General features: G+C 41.5%; 17 protein-coding genes. 4 read left to right on the top strand and 13 right to left on the bottom strand.

Translation table 11 applies throughout. The features are described 5' to 3' along the window. Positions 1–154 precede the first annotated feature (154 nt). From MHN30_RS08050 to MHN30_RS08065, 4 genes are all read right to left on the bottom strand, one after another. Entirely contained in the window at positions 155–1,042 is an 888-nt protein-coding gene (locus MHN30_RS08050; protein WP_130164232.1) for a hypothetical protein, read from the bottom strand. Continuing rightward, the gene (locus MHN30_RS08055) at positions 1,039–2,070 is read right to left on the bottom strand and encodes a trypsin-like peptidase domain-containing protein (protein WP_130164233.1); all 1,032 of its coding nucleotides are present in this window, start codon (positions 2,068–2,070) and stop codon (positions 1,039–1,041) included. The genes MHN30_RS08050 and MHN30_RS08055 overlap by 4 nt, the downstream gene beginning before the upstream one ends. Then, positions 2,063–2,416 (bottom strand): hypothetical protein, encoded by a 354-nt coding sequence (locus MHN30_RS08060; protein ID WP_130164234.1) that lies wholly within the window; start codon positions 2,414–2,416, stop codon positions 2,063–2,065. Before MHN30_RS08060 ends, MHN30_RS08055 begins: the two co-directional genes overlap by 8 nt. 392 nt (positions 2,417–2,808) lie before the next feature. Then, positions 2,809–3,225 (bottom strand): MerR family transcriptional regulator, encoded by a 417-nt coding sequence (locus MHN30_RS08065; RefSeq protein WP_130164235.1) that lies wholly within the window; start codon positions 3,223–3,225, stop codon positions 2,809–2,811. A 154-nt stretch (positions 3,226–3,379) separates the two neighbouring features. Between MHN30_RS08065 and MHN30_RS08070 the strand changes: the two genes are divergently transcribed. Beyond that, positions 3,380–4,300 carry an NAD-dependent epimerase/dehydratase family protein gene (locus tag MHN30_RS08070; RefSeq protein ID WP_239359211.1) on the top strand — a complete coding sequence of 307 codons (921 nt, stop codon included), beginning with the start codon at positions 3,380–3,382 and terminating at the stop codon, positions 4,298–4,300. 137 nt (positions 4,301–4,437) lie between these two features. Here MHN30_RS08070 and MHN30_RS08075 read toward each other — a convergent pair whose 3' ends face one another. The 3 genes from MHN30_RS08075 to MHN30_RS08085 form a co-directional block, all read right to left on the bottom strand. Beyond that, a complete protein-coding gene (locus MHN30_RS08075; RefSeq protein WP_045988126.1) occupies positions 4,438–4,746 on the bottom strand; it encodes a hypothetical protein in 309 nt (102 codons plus the stop codon). Positions 4,747–4,859: 113 nt separating this feature from the next. Then, positions 4,860–5,873, bottom strand: a complete 1,014-nt coding sequence (sohB, locus tag MHN30_RS08080) for a protease SohB (protein ID WP_045988127.1) — start codon at positions 5,871–5,873, stop codon at positions 4,860–4,862. Between the two features lie 104 nt (positions 5,874–5,977). Continuing rightward, complete coding sequence (locus tag MHN30_RS08085) at positions 5,978–8,407, bottom strand: VolA/Pla-1 family phospholipase (protein WP_239359213.1); 2,430 nt, start codon at positions 8,405–8,407, stop codon at positions 5,978–5,980. A 196-nt stretch (positions 8,408–8,603) separates the two neighbouring features. Here MHN30_RS08085 and MHN30_RS08090 point away from each other — a divergent pair, with 196 nt between their 5' ends. Continuing rightward, positions 8,604–9,347, top strand: coding sequence for a YciK family oxidoreductase (locus MHN30_RS08090; protein WP_239359215.1), 744 nt, complete (start codon positions 8,604–8,606; stop codon positions 9,345–9,347). Positions 9,348–9,647: 300 nt separating this feature from the next. On the opposite strand, the gene MHN30_RS08095 is transcribed toward MHN30_RS08090, so the two are convergent. From MHN30_RS08095 to MHN30_RS08120, 6 genes are all read right to left on the bottom strand, one after another. Then, a complete protein-coding gene (locus MHN30_RS08095) occupies positions 9,648–10,052 on the bottom strand; it encodes a GFA family protein (RefSeq protein ID WP_239359216.1) in 405 nt (134 codons plus the stop codon). Positions 10,053–10,277: 225 nt separating this feature from the next. Further along, positions 10,278–11,138, bottom strand: coding sequence for a 23S rRNA pseudouridine(2605) synthase RluB (gene rluB, locus MHN30_RS08100; RefSeq protein WP_039497594.1), 861 nt, complete (start codon positions 11,136–11,138; stop codon positions 10,278–10,280). Then, complete coding sequence (gene scpB, locus MHN30_RS08105) at positions 11,135–11,722, bottom strand: SMC-Scp complex subunit ScpB (protein ID WP_010378581.1); 588 nt, start codon at positions 11,720–11,722, stop codon at positions 11,135–11,137. Before scpB ends, rluB begins: the two co-directional genes overlap by 4 nt. A gap of 53 nt (positions 11,723–11,775) precedes the next feature. Then, the gene (locus MHN30_RS08110) at positions 11,776–12,570 is read right to left on the bottom strand and encodes a segregation/condensation protein A (RefSeq protein ID WP_239359217.1); all 795 of its coding nucleotides are present in this window, start codon (positions 12,568–12,570) and stop codon (positions 11,776–11,778) included. An 11-nt stretch (positions 12,571–12,581) separates the two neighbouring features. Further along, the gene (locus MHN30_RS08115) at positions 12,582–13,202 is read right to left on the bottom strand and encodes an L-threonylcarbamoyladenylate synthase (protein ID WP_010378577.1); all 621 of its coding nucleotides are present in this window, start codon (positions 13,200–13,202) and stop codon (positions 12,582–12,584) included. Positions 13,203–13,206: 4 nt separating this feature from the next. Further along, positions 13,207–14,052 (bottom strand): PHP domain-containing protein, encoded by an 846-nt coding sequence (locus tag MHN30_RS08120; RefSeq protein WP_045989649.1) that lies wholly within the window; start codon positions 14,050–14,052, stop codon positions 13,207–13,209. 436 nt (positions 14,053–14,488) lie between these two features. On the opposite strand from MHN30_RS08120, the gene MHN30_RS08125 reads away from it, so the two are divergent. Together MHN30_RS08125 and MHN30_RS08130 are read left to right on the top strand one after the other, a co-directional pair. Continuing rightward, positions 14,489–16,066, top strand: a complete 1,578-nt coding sequence (locus MHN30_RS08125; RefSeq protein ID WP_130164241.1) for an anthranilate synthase component 1 — start codon at positions 14,489–14,491, stop codon at positions 16,064–16,066. Then, positions 16,059–16,640 carry an aminodeoxychorismate/anthranilate synthase component II gene (locus MHN30_RS08130; RefSeq protein ID WP_010378569.1) on the top strand — a complete coding sequence of 194 codons (582 nt, stop codon included), beginning with the start codon at positions 16,059–16,061 and terminating at the stop codon, positions 16,638–16,640. The genes MHN30_RS08125 and MHN30_RS08130 overlap by 8 nt, the downstream gene beginning before the upstream one ends. The last annotated feature ends 6 nt before the right edge of the window (positions 16,641–16,646 follow it).

The following is a 16,646-nucleotide window of genomic DNA, read 5'->3' on the forward strand; positions in this document are numbered from 1 at the left end:
TAAATGAGAGATAAATAAAAGAAGCAACAAGGCTGTTAAAAACAATCATGTTGGATGAGTATTACTTGACAGCAGCAGAGCGTCCATATATGTCATCAATGATTCTCTGGGCGTATTTCTTCAGCTAAAGTCGCTATCGTCTACTATCTCACTTTTATCGACTGCCATTTCTTAATAAATTTAAATATTGTTTTATAGAGCCTTTCTCAACAATACCTACGGGAAATGCGTGTTTATCCTCTAATAATGTACATAACTTTCCTAGCCGAGGAAAAGAGAGCATAGCATTAGAGAGATTAGAATCAGTAATTTGCTCTCTGTAAACATGATTAATCAAAACTAGTCCCGCAAGTTCGATTCCGTCAACAGACCTAGATTTTGATAGAATTTCAATAACCTTATCTAATTCAATGTCGTTTGAATTTATCAGTATCCTGGTTATTGCAGAAATATAATGTCGTGCCCATGTTCTTGAGTAGCGCGCTGTATTTGTTGCTAATGTGGCAAGTTTAGAAATGCACTCTAGCTCCATATTTTCGGCCAAGACCGGCTTTACATCTGTAAAAAGACCGTAGGGAACATCTTTATGACCAGTCCAAAAAACATTCGTAAACATAAACTTCCTAGCATTCTCTGAAGTAGGAACATAACCTACTTTTACTCCAATGCTTTGAAACTTATTCAAGTATGCTTTAAGTTCAGCGAAAGCTCCGAATTGGTGTGAAGCAACAAGACCATTTTTCGTCTTTTTTACCCCAAGTTTTCCATCTAAAATAATACCTTTATAGATCCATGGTGATTCTATATCTTCTTGATTATCTTTAGTATTATATGCGCAAAGCTTTGATACCCACTGAAAGAGTGATTCTTCATCTGTGGATTCAGCATACACTGTATATATATCAACAAACCAAGTGACATTATCAGGTGGAATTGAATCCAAAGTTAGAGCAAGTCTATTGCACATATTGTAAAACAGGTCAGAATCAAACCGTCCATTTTCGATTGCTCCGAAAAGTTCTATCGCTGCACAATAACTCATTTTTCTATGCCCTTAAAAAGTAAAACTTGAACATATTCTAAATATTTCCTTAGTTGCACCAGCTCTTCTTCTGTAACTACATCGTACATGTTTTGAGTCCATTTGTTTCGCCCAAAGTGCTTTGCTAAGCTTCTCCTAACAGTATTCTTATTAGGTCTTTGATGACAAACAACAAAACCAACGATGTGTTTTTTCTTAGAAACCTTTTTAATCAGTCGATTTAACAATTTTTTTTCTGAAATCTGGCCAACTAACTTAGGAGTATGTTGCTTGATTTCAGCCATGAGACCTTCAAAATTAATATCCGACTCGCTAGGTTCAGAAGTATTAAGTTCAACTAGGTATTCTAGTTTGAAGCCAGCTTTTCGGTATTCCATATCCGAAACCCCTTCAACCGTATCAGTTAGAATACTCGAATGGTCTAATATGTTTATCAATGGCGTACCAAATTGCATATCTAATTTATTTAATTCGCTGTTTTGAACTCCCGCAAGAAATAAGCCCAGTCTTGAATCTTTTACAAGAATAGGGGAACCGCTAAAACCACTATATGTGCCGTTGCTATCCCACTGGAGCTGCAATGCAGGAAGGTCTGAACATGTGCTATAAGAGTATGTAGGTCCGATTATAGTTCCGTTGATACGTAAGAGGAAGTCTGCATTTCCACTGAAACCATGCATGTGCGCTTTAGTGTTTTCTTCAATTTTCCTTCTTACGTTTAACTTTGTTTTACATTTATGACTACACTTGGTTTTAATTATGGCGTAATCAAATAGGTTTTGTGCGTCATAAAATTTTTCTTCTAAATAGTCACACTCATAAACATTGTTATCGAAAGTTTGAATCTCCAAATCAAGTTTTTTATTCAAAGATATTCCATCTTGAATACTTAAGTCTTTAAATAAATGACCACAAGTTAGAACCCACCCATTCTCATTTAATAGCAATCCAGTACCTAAAAAACGCTTTTCTTTATCGATAATACGTACAACCCGATCAAGCATTTCTACATTTTTTTTATTACCCATGCTGACCTTTAACCCATTTAAATGATGCTTTCACTCCAGCAGAACCTTTCCCAGAAAGTACCCAAGCATTTATTGCACTTTCAAACGCAAAAGCAACTTCTACAGTCATTTCATCAGGGCTTCGACCGGATTCAACAGCTTTTTCCCAACAATATTGAAACTCTTTATTTAAACTTTCCATTAGCTCAACTAGATCTTCATTAACGCTTTCTAATTTTTTTCCAATTGTCGAACTTGTTGGTTGAATATCAGAGTCAGAGTTTTTATCCAGAACCACATTCGAATTAGGTAGACTACTATCTATAACAAAATTTTTCGTTCCAATTTTCGCTTCATTGATCGCCATAACAAAAACCTTAATTGTTTTTTATAATCAGATTTTAATTTTATTATCAATAAAATTTCAGACATTACAAACGACTTCAACATTGCTTTGATAAAGCTGTCTTATAACAAGGTGGGGAGAATACTGGGCTTCCTTGACCATGCGTAAATAACATTGGCACCAAATTAATTAAAAATCAAGAATAAAATAAAAACAATTACATTATCACTATCCACGTATTCTTTAAGTGCTTCCATACTTTTTAATCTCACTTTTCCAGTATAGATACAAATAATGATAGATTTCATTGATTTGATTGCTTTCAGATATCGCGCTGATCTTGATACTACTCAGTTGACAAACATTACAAAAAATAATCTCCGCTTTGGCAAGTTTACTGCATTTTTTTGCATCTACCTCCTACCTTTACCCATCCCTATTTGTGATATCACTCGCTTGGCATTGTCGGCACACGCCATGTCACGCGGTTTGGCTTCTATGTCATTAAGGATGGAGTTTAATTGTCGTTTGTTGTCTGCAAGCTTTTTCTCCATCAGTTCAATATCAGCAAGTTTTTGACGTAAAGCGTTAAGTAACTGATCATGTTTCCAGTCACTTAGATCACTCGGAAGTAATTTACTCAGCTCATCTAAACTAAAGCCTGCTTTTTGACCATTTGAAATTAAATGCAATACAGTTTCAGCTTCAGGAGGATACGTCCTATAACCATTGGCAGCGCGCTTAACTAATTTAAGTAGGCCAATATCCTCATAGAATCGAATTTTCGACGTCGCCAAGCCTGTTATTTTTGATAATTCACCAATTTTCATAAACTCAAGTTCCTACTGCACTCAGTCTGCTACCTTAAATGAAAAAGTCTGTACTTATCCCAAACAATAGCAGATATCATAAATTAAGTATTGACCTTCAAGTTTACTTTAACCTTATGCTTGCACAAAACAGATACAAATTAAGGTAATTTTTATGCAAACAATACTTGGAGCAAACGGCCAAATTGGTAGTGAACTCGCCCGAGCTTTAAAGAAAGACTTTACCGATAACATTCGTCTTGTCAGCCGAACACCAAAAAAGATAAACAACACGGACGAATTACTCAGCGCTAATCTACTTGACGGCAGTCAAACGCAAAAAGCAGTAGCTGGCTCTGAAATTGTTTACTTAACCGCAGGACTGCCGATTGACACAAACATGTGGGTTGAGCAATTTCCTATTATGATGCGAAATGTCATCGATGCGTGCGCAAAACATAATGCCAAATTAGTGTATTTTGATAACACCTATATGTATCCGCAAAGCAATGAACGTCTCACAGAAGAAACACCTTTTTTGCCATATGGCGAAAAAGGCAAAGTTAGAGGCCTAATAGCGAATATGCTGCTCGATGCGATGAGCACAGGCCAAGTCAATGCGATGATTTGTCGCGCGCCTGAGTTTTATGGGCCGGGTAAAACGCAAAGTATCACCAATACAGCGGTTCTTGATAAGCTGCGAACAGGCGATGCTGCGAAAATCTTTATCAGCGATAATACGTTACGTACCTTGATATACACGCCAGATGCTAGCAGAGCAATGGCGTTACTAGGCAATACCTCTGATGCGTATGGCCAGACATGGCATCTACCATGTGATGACAATCGACTCACTTACAAGCAAATCGTTAACTTAGCGAGCGAAATACTCGGCATTCAAGGCAAGTATTCAATATTAAAGAAATGGCAGCTATCACTGCTAAGCATTGTTAGCAAACCTATAAGAGAAACACGAGAACTGTTACCTCGATATGCAGTCGACAACATATTTGTATCAGATAAATTTAAGCAGCGCTTTACGGAGTTTGAAATTACCACTTACCGAGATGGACTAACAACAACTCTCAAGGAATGACGACGTTATTTGATACCTAGATCATTAGGCGTTAAGTTAAGTGCTACAACTAACATACGCTTTGGCGAGGAACAAACACTTAAATTGCTAAACTTGGACTCTGTACGGGAAATTGCACCGCACAGAGTTGATGCTTTTTATCTCATCCCTTTAAGAATTTCGACAATTTCTAGGGTGTTTTCAAGTACCCTGATGACTCTACCTTCAACGCTTATCGTTACCAAATCCCGATCTCTGTCGCGATAAATCACTTTGCCATGGTCGTAGATATCTGGATCTAAGCGTTCTCCAACTTGGAGCTTTTTTTGCCAACCCGGTGGAAGAGGCTTGCCCTGCTTCAACTTTTTCTCAAGGCCCGGTGGTAACTTCTCCGGTTTAGCATTCGCCTGATTTAAACCTAAAGTCAGACTAAAGGTAAGTAGGGAAAGTACAATAACTTTATTCATAACAACCTCTCTTTTAGAGCGTGGCATCATGCGCTTTGTGAACACGATGCCGTCTATAAAGTATTGTTAATAGTTTGAAATAAAGCTTATTGATATAAACTGAACAACAATCACTAATATTTAGATTGATTTAGTTTTGTTAACGCTTTTACGGAGAAACGTTCAATAGCGAGCCCTAACTGAAGTCCAAACTTCTCAGCAACGCCTTTTTTAGCCTTATAAGCCACCTTATAAAGCTGGTGACTTTCATTTAGGGACATGAGTAAATCGTCACTGGTTGATATTTCATCGACTAGTTTAAGCTCTAACGCTTGTGTACCAAACCAATGTTCTCCAGTTGCTACTTTCTCAATATCAAGCTCGGTACGATTATCAGAGACAAAGTGTTTGAACAGACCATGCGTTTCTTCAATCTCTTCTTTAAACTTTTCTCTGCCTTTATCCGTATTTTCACCAAACAGCGTGAGTGTACGCTTATACTCACCCGCGGTTACCATTTCAAAGTCAACGTTATTCTTTTTCAATAAACGATTGAAGTTGGGGATTTGCGCAATTACGCCGATTGAACCAATAATTGCAAATGGTGCTGCAATAATCTTATCTGCAACACAGGCCATCATATATCCGCCACTTGCAGCAACCTTGTCTACACAGACTGTTAGAGGAATACCCGCTTGCTTGATACGCGTAAGCTGCGATGCACCAAGTCCATAACCGTGAACAACCCCACCACCACTTTCTACAGACACAACAACCTGATCCTTTTCTTTATCTGCAATTGTTAAAATAGCGTTGATCTCTTCTCTTAAACCCGCGACTTCGTGAGCGTCCATACTTCCGTTAAATTCAAGATAAAAAACGTTTTTCTTTGCTTCTTTATCTTTATTTTTTTGCGCTTTTGATTGCGACTTATTTAGAGCTTTTAACGCCTTTTTATCAAGCGTTTGCTGCAAAAACTGTTGTTTAGATTGCGACAGACTGTCGCTCAAATCGGTAACTTCAATTTCACCCTTTTTCGATTTTGGTTTTGAGCTTGCTCCCACCATCAAAATAATGACGACTGCAATACCAAAGATAATGGTTACTGTCTTGGCTAGAAATAACCCATATTCAAACAAAAATGCCAAGTCGTTCTCCTCATTTAGCTCATAAAGGGGCCCATTTTCTTTCAATATAAAATGAACACAAAAAAGGCCGCTAGTTGCGGCCTTTTATAGTCTCGAAAAATGTCTTAGTTTGCAACAACATCCGAGTTAGATACTTGTAAAACCAAACCCTTTGACTTCAAGAAGCTTGCAACTTGTGTTTGCATTTCAATCGACGCCGCTGCGTGTCCTGCTGCTGTGCCACCGGCTTTTTCATCAAAGCCTGTCGTTAAGATTGAACTATGGTGACCCTGAGAGAACTTCACTACATAACTTCCAGGTGTTCCGTCTTGACTCATTTGCGTTTCACTTGCAGGCATTAAGCCCATGAAACCAGCAAGTGGTAAGCTACCAGACAAGAAGCTACGTTCTGTTGTTGGAGGAATAACCAAGTCAGCTGCATTGCCATCAACACCACCCGTAACAACGCTCATATATACTGGCGTTTGTAGCGCTTTCACGGAAGCTGCATAGTTAAGTGGATCGGCACTACCTAATGCGGTTTGTGCTGCAAAACCAAACTGCGTCACCGTCCCATCAATCAGTGCTAATGTCGCGGTGTCTCCAGCCGCTTCTAAATTCGCTCTAAACGTTCCATATGCACAAGAAACATATTTGCTTTGATCCGTAGCAAACGTACCACAGTCAGCAATTGCGCCTTCTTGCAGATAGGCATTAAACGCTTGCGATGCGAGGTTGCCTGCAGAGCTTAACACGGAGCCTTGAACAAACGGGCCAAATGATTTTGACTCAATCAAGAAATTAGCAATGCCCGAGCCACCACTTGCAAGTGCTGCTGACTCAACTTTAAAGAAGCCATCAATTGCTGGATTTAATGGCGCATTGGTTTGAGCGAGGAAGCTTGGGCCTACAATAGAACCAAGTGAGTGACCTAAGTAGCTAACTTGCTGGGTATTAAAGTTAACTTGACCGCCAGATGCTAGATTGATGAAGTTTAAGCCTAAACGTAAACCCATTAAATCTGCAGCTGATTGCTTTAAGTTATCACGCGCAACTAACAACGATGTTAGGTTCATGTAGGACAACACGCTACCTGTCGAGGCATTAAAATCATCAGTGCCATCACCATCGATATCTAAACCGCGAGCACCGTGCATTGGGTGATCAATTGCAACTGTGGCAAATCCAGCTTGCGTTAATGACAACGTCAAGCCGAGCATGTCTTCTTTTTTACTCGTGATACCATGTTGCAAGATAACCACAGGCCAGCCGCCTTCAGGGCGCTGAGACTCATCCGCAGGCATTGTGATTTGCACAGGAACATTTGCAAGCCACTGCTCTTTAGGAATTGGATTGTACTTAGTCAAGAACTTAGTACCGTCTAAACCTAAATCTCTCAGCTTTCCACCCGAAAGTGTATTACAAGCGATATCATTTGGTTCTGTTGGCTCTGGTAAACCACCAGCTTGCGCCGCATATCCAGCGACAGCTACCGCGCTGTCGCAGCGTGCTTGCCAATAGGTATCAGCTAGCGCAGAGATATCTTTATTTTTTGGTTGTGATAAGTACTGAGGTAGTTGTATTTGACCTTGCAATAAACGCACGCTTCTAAAAGCAGGTAAAATAGCATCAGGCACTTTTCCTACAAGGGCATCTGCAACGGTGATCACCGGTTGTGCAGGTACAGCGACAACAGGATTAGCACCACCTTGTAATTTAGCGGCTAACAATTGCTTAGTCGCCGCCAATGCGTGACCAGTCGACTGTGTCGTCATTGCAGCTGTATATATAATCTCTTCTTTACTCACCGAACCCGCTGCAGTTACCGCCCCTTCATAGCTACGAATCACAGCCTGTAGCGATTTCTGAGCATCAGTTACCAATGGCGCGTCTTGGCGCAACAACGTGTAAGTCGAAGAAGCATCTACACTTTGACCTTTTGAGTCCTTAAGACCTTTGGTCAAAACAGTAATATACGTAGTTTCAGGTTTGAATGGTTTAACTGGGATAATAACTAAACCGTTACCTGTGCTATTAGCCATGGTAACGAAATCACCATCAGGGCCAAATTGTAATTCAGCAATTGGCTTACAAGCGATACCTGAAGGCACCTGAGCACAATCTTCGTCGGTTTGTAATGGTCCACCCATTGCAACTTCAAAAATTCGTACAGAGCCCGGAGTCATGACGCTTTGCGCATCAAGTGTCAAACCATTCGGTGTCGTCATGTCGATAACGTAAGGCATTTGTGTCGACCAACCATCTAAGGCGCCAATCACAATACTAGGGTTTGCATAGCTTGCACGCGTTACCAGAGGGTTACCTTCACCATCTTTCACTCCTAACATTTCGTCAGGTAGATTTAAGGTACCGTCTTGAGTGCCGGATAAAAGGATATCGTTTGGAACTGAGATCACACCGCCCGATGGATCAAATTTAACAGAAATCGTTGGAGAAACGGGTGTAGTATCATTTTTTACATCTTCTAACGTTTCACCGCCTCCACAGCCAGCGAGTGCTGCTGATACTGCGAGTGAGAGTAGCATTTTTTTCATTTTATAGGCTCCGACATAATCTTATTATTATTGTGATAATTCTCGTTAAATCTATGTAATAGCATTTTTAATAAGACATTAGACCAGTTAAACTTAACTCAAACTTTGTTATTTCGCCAGCCATATTTACAATAAATTCGCTAACTTGCTACTGCATTGTGATAAAATAGCCCAAACATCTTAATTGGAGTCCAGAATGCAGACTTATCAAGCTCCTGAAAACGCACTTGCGAATAAAACGATATTAGTAACAGGTGCTGGCGACGGCATCGGCCGTGTTGCGGCGATTAATTACGCCAAATATGGTGCAACGGTTATTTTATTGGGCAAAACCACCAGTAAACTAGAAGCCGTTTATGATGAAATTGTTAACGCCGGTTACTCACAGCCTGCAATTGTACCTTTAGATTTACGTGGTGCAACCAAACAACACTTCCGAGACTTGGCTGCCACCATCGAGCAGCAATTTGGGAAGCTTGATGGCTTGCTAAATAATGCGTCTATTTTAGGCTCTTTAGGTCCAATGGAACACTTTTGCGTTTCAACCTTTGAAAACATAATGAAGGTAAACGTAACAGCCCAAGCGGTGATCACCAAATCGCTATTCCCAGTAATGAGAAAAGCGCCTCACGCTTCTATAGTCTTTACTTCATCGGGTGTAGGACGCAAAGGTCGCGAGTTTTGGGGAGCATATGCAATTTCTAAATTCGCAACCGAAGGTATGATGCAAACTTGGGCCGAAGAAGTGGGTAAAACCAATATTCGTATTAACTGCATTAATCCTGGTGCGACAAGAACAAGTATGCGTGCATCAGCATTCCCAGGTGAAGATAAAGATAAACTAAAAACACCTGAAGAATTAATGCCAACATACCTGTACTTGATGTCTGATGACTCAATCGGAGTTAATGGCCAATCTTTAGATGCCCAAACCTACTAACTAGTACTTTAAAGGCTGCAGATCCACAATTGCAGCCTTCTATATTAACCTGAGGTTTGGATAAGGAATGTTCCAACTCATTGTCGCTAAAGCACAACTTAGTTTTTTCCTTGTCTAGCCAGCGAGTTTTAGGGAAAACACCGCTTCCGCGTCCTGCTCTCGCTAAGGTACCTACATCCTGTAGGCAAGGCGAATTCACTTCCAATAGCTGGCTATTGGAAGTGAATTCAACGCAGTTAGCGCTAAAACTGGTTGCTAGAAAGGCATTAATTATCCGCAGCTCAGGTTATATTACTTAAGTTAATCTCTCGGCAAGGTTTCAAACGCCTGCACTTGCTCTAATTTTTCATCCCACTCAGCTTTACTCGCGATAAATAGGTGTGCGGTTGGCGTAAGGCTCGGTGCATCATCTAAGCTACCGGCAGGTACCACTAAACCAACAGGCTGCTGGTTTGGTAATGCAGAACCACAACAAGCGCAAAAGGCTTTAACGTGCTTAGTATTCGGTAAAGTAAAGCGCGTTATCAACTTTTCGCCCGTAAGCCAAGTTAACACTGCATTTTGAAAAAATAAATTCGCAGCATGTGCGGAGCCTGTGTCTTTTTGACAATATTCACAATGACATAAATAAAAGCCCTGCGCATTGCCCTCTACAAGATATCTAACCTGACCACACAGACAACTACCAGCAAACATCTCTTTCATTTGCATCTCCTTATCAAATACAAAAACACCAGCTCACTAGGCTGGTGTTTAATACCAATTAGTCTTAATACTTGATCAATTTGAAGGAGCAAATCTGACGCTAACTACGTTAAAAACTTCTCATTTAGAACAACTAAATAGCAAAATTTTTGCCTTGTTATCGACAAGATTTTCTCGCCTCAAAATAGCTCACTTAAATAAGCTAATTGGTATAAAAAGCTTAAATTACTTTCTTCTTGGGGTTTTGACCCTTTGATTATGTTTTTTCACTGCTTTGCGAATTTTATTAATTTTCGCGCGCTTGTCTTTACGCTTTTCTGGCATGACCGACAACTTAGTTTGCTGCTCGGCTCTCATGCTTACCGATTTACGTAAGTAGTTAACGTCTTCTAATTTTAATTCTTCCCATCCACCTTGTGGCAAGCGTTTGTTAAGCTCCAATTTACCATAACGGATACGGATCAAACGCGACACTTCAACCTCTTGCGACTGCCAAAGACGCCTAACTTCACGATTACGCCCTTCGGTCAGTGTTACATTGAACCATTTATTCAGACCTTCACCGCCAAGTGGTTTAATCTTAAGGAATTTTGCAGGACCGTCTTCTAGCTCAACGCCTTTGGTTAATGTACGCAACGTTTGATTTGTTACTTCACCAAATACCCGGGCAGAATATTCACGTTCGACTTCGTATTTTGGATGCATCAAGCGATTAGCTAGCTCACCATCATTGGTAAAGAGTAACAGGCCTGATGTATTGATATCTAATCGCCCAATTGCTATCCAACGGTCACCATCTAACTTTGGTAGCCTATCGAATACAGTACGACGACCTTGAGGGTCGCGACGAGTACACAGCTCCCCTTCTGGCTTATGATACATAAGTACGCGACAGATGCGCTCTTCTTGCTGCTCTATTTTAACAATATGTCCATCTACACGGATCACCGAAGTCTCTTCTACTCGATCTCCTAGCTTGGCAACTTTTCCATCTACACTTACGCGGTTAGACTCAATATACTTTTCCATTTCGCGTCTTGAGCCAACGCCAGCTCTTGCCAATACTTTTTGTAGTTTTTCACTCATTCAGATGGTTCTCTCACAGAAGGATCGTTTAATAACTGTTCTATTTTCTCATTATGTTGTTCAGGTAATCGAGGTAATTCCCCGAGACCAGATAATGAGAAGTAATCTAAAAATTGTTTTGTCGTTGCATACAATGCAGGCTTACCCGGTACCTCTTTGTAACCCACCACTTTTATCCACTCGCGATCTATCAAGCTTTTGATAATATTAGAACTCACGGTGACCCCGCGCACTTGCTCTATTTCACCTCGAGTGATTGGTTGTCGGTAAGCAATCAATGCCAAAGTCTCAAGTGTAGCACGTGAGTATTTTGGTGCTTTTTCCTGCCACAGTTTACTTAACCAAGGGCTCAAGCTCGGGCAAGCTTGAAAACGGTATCCGGTACCAACCTCAACCAGCCTTACACCGCGAGTTTGATAATGATTAACCAGTGTTTCCAGTGCCTGATCAATACGCGGTGATGACACGCTGATATCTTCCAGCACAGTTTCTTTTAAGCGCTTTTTAGATAACGGCTTATCTGAAACGAAAATCGCTGCTTCAACCAATTCAACCAGTTGTTCATCGCTAACGCGTCTTTTCATATTTTATGCTTGAAGATAAAAATGCGGAGTATAGCAGAGGCTGCAGCCATCCCCTAGCCTTTTAAATGCAGGTAAATCGACGCTGCCGTTGCTGACTGAATATAGTCAACCAATTGCTCCTTAATGAGTTCGAGCATGGCAATAAAAGTAACCACCACACCACTGCGCCCTTCGTCCAAGGTAAAGAATCGCGCAAATTCTACCGGCTTATTCTGTTCTCGTAGCAATTGCAATATAAAGCTCATACGCTCTCGAGTCGAAAGTGCTTCAGCGGATATATGATGGTGCTCAAAGGTCTTGGCTCTAGCCATCACTTCCGACAGCGCCAAAAGTAATTCCCTCAGTTCAATGTCTGGGAATTCTGGCTCATTGTCGGCACTACTGTCTACCAGCGCATGAGCGACAAAGATATCACGCTCAACACGAGGGATCTCATCTAAGTTCTCAGCAGCTTGCTTAAATTGCTCGTATTCCTGTAAGCGCCTCACCAGCTCTGCTCTGGGGTCTTCCTCTTCCTCTAACTCTTCGTGTTTTGGTAGTAGCATTCTTGATTTTATTTGTGCCAGCAAAGCTGCCATCACTAAGTATTCACCCGCAAGTTCGAGCTGCATGTCCTTCATCATTTCAACATACTGAACATACTGCTGAGTAATACTAAAAATCGGTAATTCTAGAATATCTAATTTATGTCTTTTTATAAGATAAAGCAGTAAGTCCAACGGACCTTCAAAGGTCTCTAAGATAACTTCTAGGGCTTCGGGGGGAATATAAAGATCTTCCGGCTTTTCAATTACCGCTTCACCGTGTAAAAAGGCTAGCGGTAATTTCTGTTGGAGTGCTTCTGTCATCTCAACATGCGTTATTCAAAAGGCGACGTATCGCCACAGCCACGACGCAAAATTTCAATGGTGTCTTCGGACATATCAATAACAGTGGTTGCTTGCTCGATTAAATAGCCACCATGAATGATCAAGTCTACGTGCTTCTCAAGACGCATGCGGATATCATCGGGGTCAGACTCTGTAAACTGCTCTCCTGGCAAAATCAAAGAGCATGACATCAAAGGTTCACCTAGTGCTTCCAACAACGCGCAAGTAATTGGGTTATCAGTCACACGGATCCCGATGGTTTTTTTCTTCTCATTGAGCAAACGACGAGGAACTTCTTTCGTCCCTTTAAAAATAAACGTGTACGGACCGGGCGTATTATTTTTAATCATCCTAAACATTTGATTATCGACACGGGCATAGGTCGAAAGCTCCGACAGATCACGGCATAAAAGAGTGAAGTTATGGTGTTTTTCGATGCCGCGGATCCGCTCTATCCGCTCCTTAGCTTGCTTATTACCGAGGTTGCAACCAATCGCATAGCCGGAGTCGGTTGGAAACACCACTACGCCACCTTGTTCAATAATATCAGCCGCTTGGCGAATTAAACGCGTTTGCGGATTATCTGGGTGAATATGAAAAAATTGACTCATAAGCTTATTCCTCTTTGCCTCCCCAATGACGCCAAACTCCTTGACAATCTTTAGGTAAATACAAGTTACGACCAAGGTCGACCCAAGGCATTGGGAAGTGGAAATCTGACCCTTGGCTTGCTAACAATTCAAACTCTTGACTTAGTCGCCCCAAAAATTGGCGCTCAGTAGGCGCTTGCTGCGGCTGTGCAACTTCCATTGCAGCTCCCCCAACCGCTTTAAACTCAGCAATTAACTTTCTTAGCCACTTATTCGACATCTTATATCGAGCAGGGTGTGCCAATACACTTACTCCACCCGCTGCGTGAATAGCGGTAACGGCCGTTTGTATATCGCACCACTGACTTGGCACATACCCAGTTTTGCCACGTGCTAAAAATTTATTGAAAACGCTTTGCACGTTTTTAGCCACGCCCCGCTCAACCAGCACTTGAGCAAAATGCGCTCTGGTGATCTGCGCAGTTTGAGCAAGTGCAAGGGCATCTTCGTAGACATGCTCATAGCCCTTTTTGGCTAATCGCTCGCCGATTTCTTTTGCTCTAGCTTCTCGCTTTTGCTGCTGTTCATGCAGCAACTTTGTTAATGCTTCATGCTCAGGGTCAAAATTCAATCCAACAATATGGATCTCAAAGCTTTCCCATTTTGTGGAAATTTCAACACCATTGATAAGTTCTAACGTGAGATTATTTTGGTTGATGTAGTCACGGGCAGGCTGGATCGCATCTATCGTGTCATGATCTGTAATTGCAAGAATATCAACGCCTTTTTCCGTTGCTCGCTCAAGCAATTCATCAACAGCTAAGCGGCCATCGGAAAAAGTAGTATGGCTATGGAGGTCATATTTAATCAAAATGTATTAACTATCTCTATGAATTATCAACGTTTTGATTATATCACAAGTTAACTGATACGACCTTAGGTTATTTTCTGATATTTGCCCTTGACACTCGTAGCAAGAATAGGGTTTACTGTAGCTAATTTAGATTAAACAACGAAATATTCACAAATGAACAAACAAATTCAAAAAAACATTTGGTGGTGGCACTCGAACTAAGCGGGTGTGTTTCGTTATATCTACGATTTATCAACCCGCGCAATGTCGCGGGTTTTTTTATACTTTTTAGAGGCTTATATGAACAACAATATCACAGTAAACACAATTTGGTGGTGGTGGATGCCCTAGCGGGACGGTATTGTTGTGTCTGAACAATAACCCCCGCAGAGCTCAGCTTTCGGGGGTTTTTTATTTTCTAAACAGAATATCTAGAAATTAAGAGGAATGAGGTTTGATTTTTAGTCATATAACGACCACACCAGGTGAGGTCACCAGCATAAGACAAAGGCGCGATTATATTGCCAGCCCACTGTCTTTATACGCAGGTTTAAACAAAGCAAACTCGTTACTGCTCGAATCAGCAGAAATAGAGTCTAAAGACAATGTGAAAAGTATCGTGCTTGTGGATAGTGCGATTCGATTCGAATGTAATGGCGCCCAAGTCATTGCCAAAGCCTTGTCTAACAATGGTGCTCAGTTGCTACCGTACCTTGCGCAAAAGGTCACAAATTGTGACGTGATCCTCAATGATAATACTTTGACGCTCACGTACAACGCATTGGAAAGTAACATTGATGAGCATACAAAACTAAAAGCGGATAACGCCTTTAGTGCGCTCAGAACCTGTATCAATGAAATTAAACGTAACTCAGATACGCCGTTTTCCGTCTTTTTAGGTGGAGTATTCGCCTATGATATGGTGGCAAACTTCGAGCAACTTCCTGAAGTACCAGATGGGGACAACGACTGTCCTGACTATGTTTTCTATCTCGCTGAAACCTTAGTTGTGATCGATCATCAAGCACGAACTACTGAACTCATTGGTAATGTTTTCAATGGCCCTGAGGTTCACGCCAATTGTTTTGAAGTAGGCAAACAGCTAGAAGAGCTAAACAGTCAATGTGATCAAATCACTGAATTTCAGTTTGAGCCACAAAGTGGCGGCGCAGACGTCAAAGTCAATGTGAGTGACGACGAATATTGTCAACACGTTGAAAAGTTGAAAACCAACATTATCAACGGTGACATATTTCAAGTCGTTCCCTCTCGCACTTTTTCACTTCCTTGCCATAATTCACTCGCCGCCTATAAACAGCTCAAACTACAAAACCCTAGTCCCTACATGTTTTATATGAAGGATGAACGCTTTGTGCTATTTGGCGCATCTCCAGAGTCGGCGCTCAAATATTGTGAGCAGAGTAACCAAGTTGAAGTCTATCCCATCGCGGGGACGAGACCACGAGGTAAGTTTGCTGATGGCAGTATCAATCCAGATTTAGATAGCCGCATTGAACTTGAGCTGCGCAACGATCAAAAAGAGCGTGCAGAGCACCTTATGCTGGTTGACCTTGCTCGTAACGATGTCGCACGGATCAGTATTGCAGGCACTCGACATGCAAAAGAATTATTGAAAGTGGACCGCTACTCACAAGTCATGCATTTAGTATCGCGCGTCGTTGGCCAATTAAAGCCGGATTTAGATGCGCTTCACGCCTATCAGGCTTGTATGAATATGGGCACTCTCGTCGGCGCACCAAAAGTTAAAGCCGCAGAACTTGTTCGCCATACAGAAAAGCAGCGTCGTGGTAGTTACGGCGGAGCGGTAGGTTATTTGATGGGCAATGGCGCGATGGACAGCTGCATCGTCATTCGCTCCGCGTTTGTAAAAGATAACGTTGCTTACGTGCAAGCGGGTGCGGGTATTGTGTTTGATTCAAATCCACAAAGTGAAGCAAATGAAACCAAAGCTAAAGCCATGGCAGTGATTAAAGCAGTACAGTCCACGTATGAAGGAGCAAACCATGACTAAGGTATACTTTTTAGATAATTTTGATTCTTTCAGTTATAACCTTGTGGATGAGCTTAGTTTGCTAGGACTTGACTTGGTCGTTTATCGTAACAATATCTCTGCCGAAACCATTTTCAATAAAATGTGTGCAGAGGTTGATCCTGTGATCTTAGTTTTATCACCTGGACCTGGCGCGCCATCGGAAGCAGGCTGTTTGCTCGCGTTAATTGAGCTATGCAAAGGTAAATTCCCCATGCTTGGGATTTGCCTCGGTCAACAAGCCCTAACCCAAAGTTATGGTGGTGAAGTTGGCAAAGCGGGTGAGACGGTACATGGCAAATCTTCTATTATTGAAGCGGATGAGCATCCGGTATTTGCCGGACTTGGGACGCAATTCCCCGTGGCGCGTTATCACTCTCTGATGGCAACAAGCGTACCACCAGCACTGCAAGTGATCGCGAGATATCAGGCCATTCCGATGGCTATCTATCACAGTGAACACAAAGTGATTGGCTATCAATTTCACCCAGAATCAATATTGACCCCCAATGGCGCTCAGCTATTACAACAAAGTATCGCGTACCTTAGCGCTTAGGAGAGC

It is taken from the genome of Pseudoalteromonas sp. OF7H-1, from assembly GCF_022347825.1.
Classification (GTDB): Bacteria; Pseudomonadota; Gammaproteobacteria; order Enterobacterales; family Alteromonadaceae; genus Pseudoalteromonas; species Pseudoalteromonas maricaloris.